Consider the following 13318-nt stretch of genomic DNA (forward strand, 5'->3'; position numbering starts at 1 on the left):
CGTCCCCCGCCGGATCAGACGTCGTCGTGCTCCGTCAGGCCCGGCCAGTCCTCCGGGCCGCCGCCCTGCCATTCGACGAGGTCGCTCTCCTCGACCTCGATGCGGTCCAGGTCGGCCATGCGGAGGATCTCGACCACGTCGTCCAGGTGGGAGGCGAGGCCGAGGGTCACCTCGCCCTCGGTGACCCGCCGGGAGCCGTCCAGGGCCGGGGCGTGGACCACGATGTGGGGGTGCTGCGCGGGGTGGCTCATGTCTTCAGCCTCCTGCCGCCGCGGCGGATCCGCACGCCGGAACGGCCATCGGACCAGCCCGGGTCCGGGGGGCACCGGGACGCCGGAGGGCGCCCTGCGCGGGTGGTCCGCGGTGGGCGCCCTCCGTGTCCGGTGGTGACCGTCCGACGGCGCGAGGCTGGGCGGGCCAGGACGTTCGCGCCGCCGGACGGGGTCCCGTGGCCCCGCGGGGGCGGGGCGGACGGGGGCCGCGGCGGGTGCGACGGCACCGGAGCCGGCCTCCCTCTGGTCGGGAGGGCGGCCCGGGGCCTTCACCACCGCACTGGCTCGCACGCCGCCGCGGTCCTCGTCCGGCCCGCACGGCCGCCGGGCGACCACCCCTCGGGGGAGTCGTCCTTCGGCGGTGCGGGCCCTGCGCACGGAGTCGTGACCTCCGGTGGGACCCCGTGCGCGGTCCGGGGAGCTTCGACCGTGTGCCGTGAACACGGCGTCCACGGTGGGGTGAAGGGGGTCCGGGCGGCGCCGTCGCCTGGGCGCGACAGGACAGGTGTCGGCGGCGCCGCCGCCCGGAGTTCGTGGGGGGCCGGTCAGACGCGGTCGCCGGAGAGGCGCTGCACGGCCCGCAGCAGCGCCGAGTGGTCCAGGCCACCGTCGCCCTGGGCGCGCAGTGCGGCGACCAGCTGGGCCACCACGGCGCCGACCGGCAGCGCGGCGCCGACCGCGCGGGCCGCGTCCGTGACGATGCCCATGTCCTTGTGGTGCAGGTCGATGCGGAAGCCCGGCGCGAAGTCGCGGCGCAGGAAGTTCTCCTTCTTGCGGGCGAGCACGGTCGAGCCGGCCAGGCCGCCGCCCAGGACCTCCAGGGCCGCCTCCAGGTCCACGCCGGACTTCTCCAGGAAGACCACCGCCTCGGCGCAGGCCTGGATGTTCACCGCCACGATCAGCTGGTTGGCGGCCTTGACCGTCTGGCCCGCGCCGTGCGGGCCGCACAGCACGACCGTCCGGCCCAGCGCCTCGAGGACGGGCCGGGCCCGCTCGAAGTCGTCCCGCTCCCCGCCCACCATGATCGAGAGCACCGCCTCGACGGCACCCGCCTCGCCGCCGGACACCGGGGCGTCCAGGACCCGGATGCCCTTGTCCCGGGCGGTCGCGGCCAGATCGACGGAGGTCTGCGGGGTGATCGAGGACATGTCGATCAGCAGGGTGCCGGGCCGGGCGTTCTCCAGGATGCCGCCGGGTCCGTGGGCGACCGCCTCGACCTGCGGGGACGCGGGCACCATGGTGATCACCACGTCGGCCTCCCGCACCGCCTCGGCGACGGAGCCGGCCGCGGTCCCGCCGGCGGCGGTCAGGCGGTCCAGCTTGTCCTGCTCCAGGGTGTGGCCGGTGACGTCGTAGCCCGCCTTGATCAGGTTCTCGGACATCGGGGATCCCATGATGCCGAGGCCGATCCAGGCGATCGCGGGCCGGGCGGTGTCCGTGGGGTGGGTGGTCATGGGGGTGCCTCTCCAAGTGCTCTGCTGCGTCGGGTGGTCGGTGCTCGGCGGGCCGCTCGGGGCGGCGCGCGGCGTGCCGTGCGGACCGGTGCCGGACGGCCGGGCCGGACCGTGCCCGGAGGTCGCACCGGACGGTGCCCGGAGGCCGCGCGGTCGAGTGGTCGGCGGAGCCTGCCCGCCGGTGCTCAGCGCGCCGCGCGGGCCGCGGGCGGCAGCCAGGCGAAGGACTCGGCGCTCGGGCGGTCGCCGGGCTTGTACTCCAGACCGATCCATCCCGCGTAGCCCGCGTCGCCCAGCCGGTCGAGGAGGTCCTCCAGCGGGAGCGAGCCCGTGCCGGGTGCTCCGCGGCCGGGGTTGTCGGCGATCTGCACGTGCCCGGTCCGCGCGGTGTGCTCCTCGATCACGGCCGGCAGGTCCTCGCCGTTCACGGACAGGTGGTAGAGGTCCATCAGGAACCTCGCGTTGCCGAGTCCCGTCGCCGCGTTGACCCGGTCGACGACGCCGACCGCGGCCGCCGCCGACACCAGCGGGTAGTCCGGCGACTCGGGCCGGTTCAGCGCCTCGATCAGCAGGGCCGCACCGATCCGGTCGGCGGCCCGGGCCGCGAGGGTCAGGTTCTCCAGGGCCAGGGCGTCCTGCTCGGCCGGGTCCAGGCCCTCGACCCGGTTGCCGTAGAGGGCGTTGAGCGCCGTGCAGCCCAGCTCGCCGGCGAAGCCGGCCGCCACCTCGACGTTGGCGCGGAACCGCTCCGACTCGGCGCCCGGGACCGACAGCGCGCCGCGGTCCGGCCCGGGGAGGCGTCCGGCGTAGAGGTTCAGGCCGGTGAGCCGGACCCCCGCGGCCTCGATCGCCCCGCGCAGCGCGTCCCGTTCGGACCGTGCGGGGACCGGGGTGTCGATCCAGGGCCACCACAGCTCGACCGCGGTGAAGCCGGCCGCGGCGGCCGCCGCGGGGCGCTCCAGGAGCGGGAGTTCGGTGAAGAGGATCGACAGGTTGACGTTGAAGCGCTGGTCTGCAAATCCCATCGGGGCCGCGCTCCCTTCCGTGAGGTATCCCTGACGCTTATTTCGGATAGTGGAAGTCTAATTCTGTTCAACGGAAGAGTGCCGTCGGGTGTCGCGGCCTGTCAAGGGGTGGCCGCGGTGCGGCAGGGTTCGGGGAGCCGGAGGCATCCCCCGGGAGCGGCGGCCCGGGTTAGGTTGTGCGCGTGCGATTGAGAGTGGAGTTCACGACCGAGCCCTTCGATCTCGACGAGGCGCCGGCGCACGCGCTGGTGGCCCGCGAGGTGATCGAGGCGGCCGCGCTGGACGCGGTCGACGTCGGCCCCTTCGGCAACACCGCGGAAGGGGGTGCGGACGCCGTGCTCACCGCCGTCGACGCCCTGCTGCGCCAGGCCCTCCGGGCCGGCGCCACCCGGATCTCGCTCCAGGTCAACGTGGTCGGGGAGGAGCGGTGACCGGGGCCGGCGGCGAGTCCTTCATCGCGGCCGTGAAGCCGCTGGTCGACGCCATCGGCGGCGAGCTGCTCCCGCCCGACGAGGCCGGCCCCGACGACGTCGTCCTGTCCTGGGAGGGGATCGACGCCCTCGCCGTACGGCTGCCGCAACTGGCGGACTCCCTCGACCACATCCTCGCCGCGATGGAGCGCAGGCGCGGCCGCCCGCTGGCCGAACTCGACCGCAGGGCCAAGCAGGAGATCGTCCGCACGCTGGAGGCGCGCGGCGCCTTCGCGGTGCGCCACGGAGTGGAGACGGTGGCGGGCGCGCTCGGGGTGAGCCGCTTCACCGTCTACAACTACCTCAACCGGGACAAGGGCTGACCAGGGTCGTCACCGGCCCCGGGGCGGGCTCCGCCGCGGGCCGGGGCGGCTGCCCGTGCCGGGCGCGCGGCGGCGGGGCCGGACTGCCGCGCAGAATTTTCAACAAAGTGTTGACGTTGTCATCCGGAGGGCGTTAGCTACAGGCAGCCCGTACCGCACCAGGCCACGGAGGCTCCCGTGACGTCCCCTTCCACGCCGCAGGGCCTCGCCCGTTTCAACTCCCTGGAGGAGCACGCGGCCGGCGCCGCGCTCCACGAGGTGTGCGCCGCCCGCGCCTGGGGCGCACGGTTGCTGGCCGGCCGCCCGTACGCCACCGCCGAGGACCTCTGCGCGGCCGGCGAGGCCGCCACGGCCGAGCTGAGCGACAAGGACCTCGACGAGGCGATGGCGGGCCACCCGCCCATCGGCCGCCCCCGGCCCGGCGATCCGGCCTCCGCCCGCGAACAGCGGGGCATGGCCGGCGCCTCCGCCGGTCTCAGGGCGGAGATGCTCGAACTCAACCTGGCCTACCAGGAGCGGTTCGGCCACGTCTTCCTCATCTGCGCCACCGGCCGGACCGGCGAGGAGATGCGCGACGCCCTCAAGGAGCGGATCGCCAACACGCCGGAGCGGGAGCGCGAGATCGTCCGCACCGAACTGGGCAGGATCAACCGCATCCGGCTCGCCCGACTGCTGCAGGAGGACACCCCATGAGCACCGACACCACCGCCTCGGTGTCCACGCACATCCTGGACACCAGCGCCGGCCGGCCCGCCGGGGGCGTCGCCGTCCACCTGCGCGCCCGCTCCGGGTCCGCGGCCCACTGGCAGGCGCTCGGCGGCTCCGCGACCGACGCCGACGGCCGGTGCAAGGACCTCCCCGCCCTGCCGGCGGGCACCACCCACGTACGGCTGGACTTCGCCGTCGAGCCGTACTTCGCCCACATCGCCGAGAAGCAAGCCGATGCGCAGCAGGACGCCCCCGCGAATCGGGACAGCGGTGCCGTGTTCTTCCCCGAGGTGACGGTCACCTTCGCCGTGCACCCCGGCGAGCACTACCACGTACCGCTGCTGCTCAACCCGTTCGGCTACTCCGTTTACCGAGGGAGCTAGCTACATGACCGCCCATCCCCGCCCCGCCCGACCGGTCGTCCTGGGGCAGAACCAGTACGGCAAGGCCGAGAACCGGGTCGTCAAGGTCACTCGGGACGGTGCCACGCACCACATCAAGGACCTCAACGTCTCCGTCTCCCTCAGCGGCGACATGGACGACGTCCACTACTCCGGCTCCAACGCCCACGTGCTGCCGACCGACACCACCAAGAACACGGTGTACGCCTTCGCCAAGGAGCACGGCATCGAGTCCGCCGAGCAGTTCGGCATCCACCTCGCCCGCCACTTCGTCACCTCGCAGGGGCCGATCCACCGGGCCCGCATCCGCATCGAGGAGTACGCCTGGGAGCGGATCGCGTCCTCGGACGCCGGCTCCCGCCCCCTCGGCGCCGACGAGGTCCGCCACTCCTTCGTCCGCACCGGCCAGGAGACCCGGCTCACCCAGGTCACCTACGACGGCGCGTCGTGGGAGGTGGTCTCCGGCCTGAAGGACCTCGTGGTGATGAACACGACCGACTCGGAGTTCTGGGGCTACGCCAAGGACAGGTACACGACGCTGAAGGAGGCCCACGACCGCATCCTGGCCACCGAGGTGTCCGGCCGGTGGCGGTTCGGCTGGACCGGCGACGCGGAGCGGATGCCGCACTGGGACGAGTCCTACGAGCAGACGAAGAAGCACATGCTCCGGGCCTTCGCCGAGACGTACTCGCTGTCGCTGCAGCAGACGCTGTACCAGATGGGCGCGCGCATCATCGACCACCGCGACGAGATCGACGAGGTCCGCTTCTCCCTCCCGAACAAGCACCACTTCCTCGTCGACCTGGAGCCCTTCGGGCTGGAGAACGACAACGAGGTCTACTTCGCGGCCGACCGGCCCTACGGCCTCATCGAGGCGACCGTCCTGCGCGACGGCAGCGAGGCCCGCATCCCGGTGGACCACAGCAACCTCTGACGCGTCTCCTCCGGCCGGACCTCCCTCGGCACCCGCGACCGGCGGGCCCGCCCCCGGCGGCGGCACCCGGCTCCCCGGGTCCCGCCGCGCCCGCCCCCGCAGCCCCCCGAGCGAACAGGACGAACGAACCATGGCAGCAGCCCAGCGCACCGTCATCGAGAACGGCGCGATCGCGACCGTCGACGCGCAGGACACCGAGTACGCCTCCGGGTACGTCGTCCTCGCCGGCAACCGGATCGAGGCGCTCGGCGCGGGCCGGGCCCCCGACGGCCTGGAGAACGTCGTACGCCGCATCGACGCCTCCGGCCACCTCGTCACCCCGGGCCTGATCAACACCCACCACCACTTCTACCAGTGGATCACCCGGGGCCTGGCCACCGACCACAACCTCTTCGACTGGCTCGTCGCCCTGTACCCGACCTGGGCCCGCATCGACGAGCCGATGGTCCGCGCGGCCGCCCAGGGCTCGCTCGCGATGATGGCCCGCGGCGGCGTCACCTGCGCGACGGACCACCACTACGTCTTCCCGCGAGGCTCCGGCGACCTGTCCGGCGCGATCGTCGGCGCCGCCCGCGACATGGGCGTCCGCTTCACCCTCGCCCGCGGCTCGATGGACCGCGGCGCCTCGGACGGCGGCCTGCCCCCGGACTTCGCCGTGGAGACCCTGGACGAAGCGCTGGCCGCCACCGAGGCGACCGTCGACGCGCACCACGACCCCTCCTCCGACGCCATGACCCAGGTGGCCGTCGCCCCCTGCTCGCCCTTCTCCGTCAGCACCGACCTGATGCGGCAGGGCGCCGAACTCGCCCGCCGCAAGGGCGTACGGCTGCACACCCACGGCTCGGAGACGGTCGAGGAGGAGAAGTTCTGCCACGAGCTGTTCGGGATGGGCCCGACCGACTACTTCGAGTCCACCGGCTGGCTCGGCGAGGACGTGTGGATGGCGCACTGCGTCCACATGAACGACTCCGACATCGCCGCCTTCGCCCGCACCGGGACCGGCGTCGCCCACTGCCCCTCCTCCAACGCCCGCCTGGCCGCCGGGATCGCCCGCGTCCCCGACATGCTGGCCGCCGGCGTCCCGGTCGGCCTCGGCGTCGACGGCACCGCCTCCAACGAGTCCGGCGAACTCCACACCGAGCTGCGCAACGCCCTCCTCATCAACCGCCTCGGCGCCCACCGGGAGGCCGCCCTGACCGCCCGTCAGGCACTGCGCCTGGGCACCTACGGCGGCGCCCGGGTCCTCGGCCGGGCCGCCGAGACCGGCTCCCTGGAACCGGGCAAGCTCGCCGACCTGGTGCTGTGGCGGATGGACACCCTCGCCCACTCCTCCATCGCCGACCCGGTGGCCGCGCTGGTCCTCGGCGCCGCGGCCCCGGTCACCGCCTCCTTCGTCGACGGACGGCAGATCGTCGAGAACGGCCGCCTGCTCACCGTCGACGAGGACGCCGTCGCCCGCGCCGCGCGCGACGAGGCCCGCCGCCTGGCGCGGATCGCCGCCCAGGACTGAACCACCCCAGGACTCCGGCCGGGAGGGACGGCTCCCGGCCGGCAGCCGCGGACCCGAGCGGGGTCCACGGCGGCCGTCCCCGCCCCGCCAGGGGCCCCGGTCCCGCACGACCACGCGCACCACCTCCCTGACACCCACGGCGCCACCCCGGGCGTCCGTGCACCCGACCGGAGGAGCCGCAGTGAGCGCCCACCCCGTCGACGAGAAACTCCCCGCCCTGAAGATGGCGACGAGCGGCCTGCAGCACGTGGCCGCCATGTACGCCGGAGTCGTCGCCCCGCCCCTGATCGTCGGCGCGGCCGCCGGCCTGTCCGCCACCGACCTGACCTTCCTCACCGGCGCCTGCCTGTTCACCGCGGGCCTCGCCACCGTCCTGCAGACCCTCGGCCTGTGGAACATCGGCGCCCGCCTGCCGTTCGTCAACGGCGTCACCTTCGCCGGCGTCGCCCCCATGACCGCCGTCGTCGCCTCCACCCGCGACAAGGCCGACGCCCTGCCGGTGATCTTCGGCGCGGTCATGGTCGCCGGCGCCCTCGGCTTCCTGGCCGCCCCCGTCTTCTGCAAGGCGGTCCGCTTCTTCCCGCCCGTGGTCACCGGCACGGTCATCACGCTCATCGGGGTCTCGCTGCTCCCGGTCGCCTTCGGCTGGGCGCAGGGCCCCGATCCGTCCGCCCGCGACTACGGCTCGGCGGCCCACCTCGCGCTCGCGGGCGGCACCCTCCTGACGGTCCTGCTGCTGCGCCGCTTCACCCGCGGGTTCGTCCAGCAGATCGCCGTCCTGCTCGGCCTGGCCGCCGGGACGCTCCTCGCCCTCCCGTTCGGCGCCGCCCGCCTCGGCCCGGTGGCCGGTGCGCCGCTGCTCGGCTTCCCCACCCCCTTCCACTTCGGCGCCCCGCAGTTCCACCTCGCCGCCATCCTGTCCATGTGCGTGGTGATGGTCGTCTCGATGACCGAGTCCACGGCGGACATGCTGGCGCTGGGGGAGATCGTCGAACGCCCCGCGGACGAACGGACGATCGCCGCCGGCCTGCGCGCCGACACCCTCGGCTCCGCCCTGAGCCCCGTGTTCAACGGGTTCATGTGCAGCGCCTTCGCGCAGAACATCGGCCTGGTCGCGATGACCCGGATCCGCAGCCGCTACGTCGTCGCCTGCGGCGGCGGCTTCCTGGTGCTGCTCGGACTGTGCCCGGCGGCCGCCTCGCTCATCGCCGTCGTCCCGCGCCCCGTGCTCGGCGGCGCGGGCGTCGTGCTCTTCGGCTCGGTGGCCGCCGGCGGCATCCAGACCCTGGTGCGGGCCGGTCTCGACCAGGACGGCCATGCGGTCGTCGTGGCCGTCTCCCTGGCCGCCGGCCTCGTCCCGATCACCACCCCCGGCTTCTACCACGCCTTCCCCGCGACCGCCCGGATCGTCCTGGACTCCGGGATCTCCACCGGCTGCGTCACCGCCGTCCTGCTCAACCTCGTATTCAACCACCTGGGCCGGGGCCGCGGGACGGCGGACGCGATGCAGTCGAGGGAGGCGGCGGAGGAGATCGCGGCCGTCCACTGAGCCCGTCGCCGGGGGCGGCCGCGCCGGGGCATCCCCCGGGGGCGGCCGCCCGGGGTCACTCCCCGGGGGCCAGCGTGCGCGCCAGGACCCGCGCCGCCGCGGCGACGAGCGGCTCGTCCGCGGCCGCGTCCCGGTCCGGCTTCGTGGTGAGCACGGCCAGCACGAGCGGGGTCCGGCGCGTCGTCCAGGCGACACCGACGTCGTTGGCCGACGCGTAGTCGCCGGTGCCGGTCTTGTCCGCGACGGTCCAGCCGGCCGGCAGCCCCTTGCGGAACCGCTCCCCGCTGGTCGTCGTCCCCCGCATCCAGTCGACGAACCGCGCCCGGTCCCGGTCCGGCAGGACGCGGCCCAGCGCCGGCCGCTCGACGGACCGGGCGAGCGCCTCCGGCGTGGTGGTGTCGCGCGGGTCGCCCGCGACGGCCGCGTTCAGGTCGGGCTCCCAGCGGTCGAGCCGGGTCACCGGATCGCCGAGCCGCCGCAGGAATCGGGTCAGGCCGGCCGGGCCGCCGATCTGGCGCAGCAGCAGATTCCCCGCGGTGTTGTCGCTGTACCGGATCGCGGCGGCGCACAGGTCGCCCACCGTCATGCCGTCGGCCACGTGCCGCACGGTGACCGGGGAGTTGGGCAGCAGGTCCGCCGGGGGATAGACGACGACCCGGTCCAGCGGCACCCGGCCGTGCAGCACCGCGGCGGCGGCGAGCGCCTTGAAGGTCGAGCACATCGCGAACCGCTCACCGGCGCGGTACGCCAGGACCCGGCCGGTACGGACGTTGCGTCCGTAGACGCCGAGGCGGGCGCCGTGGCGCCGCTCCAGCTCGCGCAGCGCGGCCTCGCCCGCGCGCAGGGACGCGGCCGCGGACCCCGCCGCGGGACCGGCCGTGCCCGGCGCGGCCGACGCCGCGGCGGCGGGGACGAGCAGGGCGGTGGAGGCGGCGAGGCCGGCCTGGAGCAGGCCGCGCCGCGGCAGGGGGGTGGCACTGGTCATGTGCGGAGCTCTCCCGTTCGGTCCGGTGGGCGCGGTGACCGTGCCGGTCCGGTCCCGGCACCGCGCCGCGTCGACGGGCCCAGAGAATCAGCAGCCCCCCGTCCATGTCCAAGAGTGAACTTTGAGGGCCTCATGCCTTATTGGTATGAATGCGGGATGGATCTGCTGGCGCACCTGGAGGCGTACGTCGCCGCCGTCGACGAGGCGAGCTTCTCGCGAGCCGCCGACCGGCTCGGCATCGCGCAGCCGCTGCTCAGCCGCCGTATCAAGACGCTGGAGGAGCACTTCGGCGGCCTGCTCTTCGACCGCTCGCGGCGCCAGGTGGCCACCACCGAACTCGGCGTCCTGCTGCTGCCGTACGCCCAGGACGTCCTGGACCGCGCCCAGCGGCTGCGGCAGGCGGCGGAGTCGGCGGGGCGCTCGGCCGTGCGGGCGGTCGCGGTGCCCGCGGACTGCGGCCCGGACGCGCTGGCCCGCGTCATCCGCGCCGGTGCGGACCGCGGCACCGTCCTCGGCGTGCACGAACTCCCGCCGGACGCACGGGCGGCGGGCCTCACCGACGGCTCCCTGACGTACGCGCTGCTCCGCGTGCCGCCGGAGCACGCCGCGCTGCGCGTCCCGCTGGGCCTCGCGTCGGCCCCGGCGGCGGTCGGCCGGGGGGCCGCGGGAAGTCCGCACGCGGAGGACCACCCGCTCGGCCCGGTCGGCGCGGACGGCCCGGACGGCGGGGCAGTTCCGGGGGGCCGGGATGACGCGGTCGGCCCGGGCAGCGCGGACGGCGCGGACGGCCACGGTGGGCCGGGTGTCACCGTCGGCCGGGGCACCCCGCATGCCTCCCTCGTCCCGGGTGCGCCGCTCGTCCCGGGTGGCCGGGCTGCCCGCCGGGCCGGAGGCCCGCGCCCGGTGCACCTGGAGAACCTGCGTCCCCGCCGTACGCCCGGGACCTCGCGCCGACCCCCCGCCCCACTGCCCCTCCTGACCCTCCCCGAGGACCAAGTGGCCCACGCGCAGGACTGGTTGGAGCGTGCGACGGTGCGGGCCGGGCTCCCGGAGGGGCTGCTGCGGCCCGCCGCCGCGACCGCGACCGCGCTCGCCGAGACCCTCGCCGGTCGCGCGACGCTGCTGTGCACGGAGCCGTTCGCCCGCCGCCACGGCGCCAGTTGGGCCCCGCTGGCCGACGTCTCGCTGCACCGCGGGTACGACCCGGCCGCGGCGCCCCGCCCGCACGGCGAGGCACGGGTGCCGGACTGGCTGCTGCCGCTGCTGGCGGCCGCCGTGGGCGCCGCCGTCGCCCCACCCGCCCCGCGCGCCTCCCGCCCCGCCGGCGACGAGGCATCCGCCCGGCTGGCGGCACGCGGATGAGCGCGCCGGCCACCGGGGGGCCCGCGCACCGGCCGGTGTTCACGGCCGACGACGGCGCCCTCCTCGACGTCGCCGAGACCATCGCCGCGGACTGGGCCGGGCTGGGGATCCGCGGATCGTTCCTGGCCCGGGACGTCGACACCGGCGTGCAGCTCGGCTTCGACACCGACACACCGGTGCCCCTCGCCTCGGTCGTCAAGGTGCCGCTGGCCCTCGCCGTACTGGAGCGCGTCGCGGCCGGGGAGCTCGACGCGGCGCGGCCGGTCACCGTGGACCCGGCCACCAGCAGCGTCGGCTCCGCCGGCCTGTCCGCCTTCCGGCATCCGGCCACCGTGGCCGTCGGCGATCTCGTGCTCCTGATGCTGTCGGTCAGCGACAACGCGGCGGCGGACGCGCTGCTCGACCTGGTCCCCGTCGACGCGGTCGACGCGTCCCTGCGGGCCTGGGGGTGCCCGGACATCCGGATGCGGCACCGGCTCAACCGCCTGTACGAGTGCGCCGCCGGTGTCGCCGGGGACGACTTCTCCCTCGCGCTGGAACTGGCCGTCCGCGACGAGCACTCCGGACGGCACACCATCGGGACGCTGGACCCCGCGCACGCCAACCTCGGCACCGCACGCTCGCTCGTCGACCTGCTCCAGCGGGTGTGGCGCGACGAGATCGCCCACCCCGAGGCGACCGCCGGGCTGCGACGTGCGATGGGCCTGCAGGTCTACACCCAGCGGCTGTCGAGCGATCTGCGTGCGGACACCCTCCGGGTCAGCGGCAAGACCGGTACCTTCCTGCACCTGCGGCACGAGGTGGGCGTGGTCGAGGCCGCGTCGGGCCACCGGGTGGCCCTGGCGGCCCTCACCCGCTCCGGCCGCCGGGCCGCCCTGGCCCCGGACATCGACCTGGCCATCGGCACCGCGGCCCGCCACGCCTTCGAGGCCCTGCGCGACTGACGCCGACGCATCCCGGGAGCCCCCTCAGATGCCGAACAGCCCCGGATCCGTCGCCAACTCCTTGAAGACGTCCTGGGGGTTGGCGACGAGACGGCGGGACGTGAGGTCGAGCAGCCCGCCCACGGCGGTGATCTCGGCCGCGACCGTGCCGTCCGTCCTGCGCACCGTCTGCTCGATCCGGAAGGTCTTGCCGCCGTCCCAGACGAAGGCGCACGTCACGTCCACGTCCTCACCGGCGAGCAGCTCCCGCCGGTAGCGGATGGTCGTCTCCAGCGCCACCGGGCCGATGCCCTGGGCGTTCAGCCGCGCCTGGCTGATGCCGGCCGCCTGCAGCAGCGACCAGCGGGCGTGCTCGGCGTAGTTGAGGTAGACCGCCTGGTTCACGTGGCCCTGGACGTCGGTCTCGTACCCGCGGACGGTCACCCGGACGGAAAACGGCTCGCTCACTGCATCCCCTTCTCGTCTGCTCTGCCCCGGGGCGCGTCCGCCCGCGGAGAATTCGACCCACCGATCCTGGCACGCGCCGTCCGCCCGTGGCGGCCCGGCCCGTCCGTCACGCCCGGCGCGGGGAGGCCAGCAGGTACCGGCGGCCCGTCCGGGGCTCCGCGTGCTCGCCGACCTGCCATCCGGCCCGCTCCAGGGTGGCCGCCCAGCCGGCCGGCCCCGCTCCTCCCTCCGTGCCGTACACGGCCACCGCCTCCGGCTGCGGGGTCGCCCGGACCCGGTACCCGTCGGTGTCCGGTCCCGCCGGAGGGTGGCCGCCGGCCTCCAGCGCGAGCGCGGCGGCCTGCACCAGATGACTGCGCTCCCAGCCGCACGGACGGTCCACGGCGCCGTGCGCCCCCGTCATCCGGCGCAGCTCCAGCAGGCCCTGCCAGGCGCTGTGCACCTCCCGGGCGCGCGCGGGACCGCCGGCGCCGGACTCCGGCTCGCCGCCCACCCGCGCGGAGAACACCCCGGGAGCGGCGGAGGCCCCGGTCGCCGCGACCGCACCGGACGCGCCGGCGGGCCCGGTCGCCCCGGCCGGTGCGGGCGTCCGGTCCGGGCCGGCGGCCGGAACCGCCGGACCCGCTGCCGGTGCCTCCCGCGTCCGGTGCCCCGCCGGGGTGAGGAAGTGGTCGTGCGGCGGCCGGGGATGACGGAAGGCGAGCCCCCGCCGCACCAGTGCCGCGAGCTGCGCCGGGGTGCCGCCGAGCCGCCCGGTCACGGGGTCGGCGGCGTCGACGAGGCGCTGCTGCGCGGCGGTCGGAGGTCGGGTCACGGCGCGCTCCTCCCGGTCGCTGCGGCGGGCGGGAGGCCTGCCCCGTCCGACGGGCCGACCGACACCCGGCCGACTGAGGGAAGCCTACGACCGGGGTCCGACAACGGGGCCGGGCCGGTC

The 13318-nt window shown here is 75.4% G+C and carries 15 protein-coding genes; 9 read left to right on the forward strand and 6 right to left on the reverse strand.

Features of this window, described 5'->3' with window-relative positions:
• Positions 1–14: 14 nt before the first annotated feature.
• The 3 genes from P3H78_RS08080 to P3H78_RS08090 form a co-directional block, all read right to left on the reverse strand.
• Positions 15–251 (reverse strand): hypothetical protein, encoded by a 237-nt coding sequence (locus P3H78_RS08080; protein WP_276108139.1) that lies wholly within the window; start codon positions 249–251, stop codon positions 15–17.
• Positions 252–817: 566 nt separating this feature from the next.
• Positions 818–1726 carry a 2-hydroxy-3-oxopropionate reductase gene (locus P3H78_RS08085; protein WP_276108140.1) on the reverse strand — a complete coding sequence of 303 codons (909 nt, stop codon included), beginning with the start codon at positions 1724–1726 and terminating at the stop codon, positions 818–820.
• 185 nt (positions 1727–1911) lie between these two features.
• Positions 1912–2751 (reverse strand): TIM barrel protein, encoded by an 840-nt coding sequence (locus P3H78_RS08090; protein WP_276108141.1) that lies wholly within the window; start codon positions 2749–2751, stop codon positions 1912–1914.
• 182 nt (positions 2752–2933) lie between these two features.
• On the opposite strand from P3H78_RS08090, the gene P3H78_RS08095 reads away from it, so the two are divergent.
• From P3H78_RS08095 to P3H78_RS08125, 7 genes are all read left to right on the forward strand, one after another.
• Positions 2934–3182 carry a YkoF family thiamine-binding protein gene (locus P3H78_RS08095; protein WP_276108142.1) on the forward strand — a complete coding sequence of 83 codons (249 nt, stop codon included), beginning with the start codon at positions 2934–2936 and terminating at the stop codon, positions 3180–3182.
• On the forward strand, positions 3179–3544 hold the full coding sequence (locus tag P3H78_RS08100) for a helix-turn-helix domain-containing protein (protein ID WP_276108143.1): 366 nt from the start codon (positions 3179–3181) through the stop codon (positions 3542–3544). The genes P3H78_RS08095 and P3H78_RS08100 overlap by 4 nt, the downstream gene beginning before the upstream one ends.
• A 177-nt stretch (positions 3545–3721) precedes the next feature.
• Positions 3722–4237: a 2-oxo-4-hydroxy-4-carboxy-5-ureidoimidazoline decarboxylase gene (gene uraD / locus P3H78_RS08105; protein ID WP_276108144.1), complete on the forward strand. Its 516-nt coding sequence runs from the start codon at positions 3722–3724 to the stop codon at positions 4235–4237.
• The gene (gene uraH, locus P3H78_RS08110; protein WP_276108145.1) at positions 4234–4635 is read left to right on the forward strand and encodes a hydroxyisourate hydrolase; all 402 of its coding nucleotides are present in this window, start codon (positions 4234–4236) and stop codon (positions 4633–4635) included. Before uraD ends, uraH begins: the two co-directional genes overlap by 4 nt.
• 4 nt (positions 4636–4639) lie before the next feature.
• Positions 4640–5587 carry a factor-independent urate hydroxylase gene (gene pucL, locus P3H78_RS08115; protein ID WP_276108146.1) on the forward strand — a complete coding sequence of 316 codons (948 nt, stop codon included), beginning with the start codon at positions 4640–4642 and terminating at the stop codon, positions 5585–5587.
• Positions 5588–5717: 130 nt separating this feature from the next.
• On the forward strand, positions 5718–7097 hold the full coding sequence (locus P3H78_RS08120; RefSeq protein WP_276108147.1) for an 8-oxoguanine deaminase: 1380 nt from the start codon (positions 5718–5720) through the stop codon (positions 7095–7097).
• Between the two features lie 181 nt (positions 7098–7278).
• Positions 7279–8646, forward strand: a complete 1368-nt coding sequence (locus P3H78_RS08125) for a nucleobase:cation symporter-2 family protein (RefSeq protein WP_276108148.1) — start codon at positions 7279–7281, stop codon at positions 8644–8646.
• Between the two features lie 55 nt (positions 8647–8701).
• On the opposite strand, the gene bla is transcribed toward P3H78_RS08125, so the two are convergent.
• Positions 8702–9631: a class A beta-lactamase gene (bla, locus tag P3H78_RS08130; RefSeq protein ID WP_276108149.1), complete on the reverse strand. Its 930-nt coding sequence runs from the start codon at positions 9629–9631 to the stop codon at positions 8702–8704.
• 156 nt (positions 9632–9787) lie between these two features.
• On the opposite strand from bla, the gene P3H78_RS08135 reads away from it, so the two are divergent.
• Positions 9788–10993 (forward strand): LysR family transcriptional regulator, encoded by a 1206-nt coding sequence (locus tag P3H78_RS08135; RefSeq protein ID WP_276108150.1) that lies wholly within the window; start codon positions 9788–9790, stop codon positions 10991–10993.
• Positions 10990–11937 (forward strand): serine hydrolase, encoded by a 948-nt coding sequence (locus P3H78_RS08140; RefSeq protein ID WP_276108151.1) that lies wholly within the window; start codon positions 10990–10992, stop codon positions 11935–11937. The genes P3H78_RS08135 and P3H78_RS08140 overlap by 4 nt, the downstream gene beginning before the upstream one ends.
• 24 nt (positions 11938–11961) lie before the next feature.
• Here the strand turns inward: P3H78_RS08140 and P3H78_RS08145 are convergent, their stop codons facing one another.
• Positions 11962–12384, reverse strand: coding sequence for an acyl-CoA thioesterase (locus tag P3H78_RS08145; protein ID WP_276108152.1), 423 nt, complete (start codon positions 12382–12384; stop codon positions 11962–11964).
• A gap of 106 nt (positions 12385–12490) precedes the next feature.
• On the reverse strand, positions 12491–13198 hold the full coding sequence (locus P3H78_RS08150) for a hypothetical protein (RefSeq protein WP_276108153.1): 708 nt from the start codon (positions 13196–13198) through the stop codon (positions 12491–12493).
• Positions 13199–13318: the final 120 nt, after the last annotated feature.

This window comes from Streptomyces tropicalis, from assembly GCF_029269835.1.
GTDB lineage: Bacteria > Actinomycetota > Actinomycetes > Streptomycetales > Streptomycetaceae > Streptomyces > Streptomyces tropicalis.

Excerpts from the sequence above, each read along its gene's own strand:
- P3H78_RS08080 (WP_276108139.1), bottom strand. The coding sequence starts at position 251 with ATGAGCCACCCCGCGCAGCACCCCCACATCGTGGTCCACGCCCCGGCC.
- P3H78_RS08085 (WP_276108140.1), bottom strand. The coding sequence starts at position 1,726 with ATGACCACCCACCCCACGGACACCGCCCGGCCCGCGATCGCCTGGATC.
- P3H78_RS08090 (WP_276108141.1), bottom strand. The coding sequence starts at position 2,751 with ATGGGATTTGCAGACCAGCGCTTCAACGTCAACCTGTCGATCCTCTTC.
- uraH (WP_276108145.1), top strand. The coding sequence starts at position 4,234 with ATGAGCACCGACACCACCGCCTCGGTGTCCACGCACATCCTGGACACC.
- pucL (WP_276108146.1), top strand. The coding sequence starts at position 4,640 with ATGACCGCCCATCCCCGCCCCGCCCGACCGGTCGTCCTGGGGCAGAAC.
- P3H78_RS08120 (WP_276108147.1), top strand. The coding sequence starts at position 5,718 with ATGGCAGCAGCCCAGCGCACCGTCATCGAGAACGGCGCGATCGCGACC.
- bla (WP_276108149.1), bottom strand. The coding sequence starts at position 9,631 with ATGACCAGTGCCACCCCCCTGCCGCGGCGCGGCCTGCTCCAGGCCGGC.
- P3H78_RS08135 (WP_276108150.1), top strand. The coding sequence starts at position 9,788 with ATGGATCTGCTGGCGCACCTGGAGGCGTACGTCGCCGCCGTCGACGAG.
- P3H78_RS08140 (WP_276108151.1), top strand. The coding sequence starts at position 10,990 with ATGAGCGCGCCGGCCACCGGGGGGCCCGCGCACCGGCCGGTGTTCACG.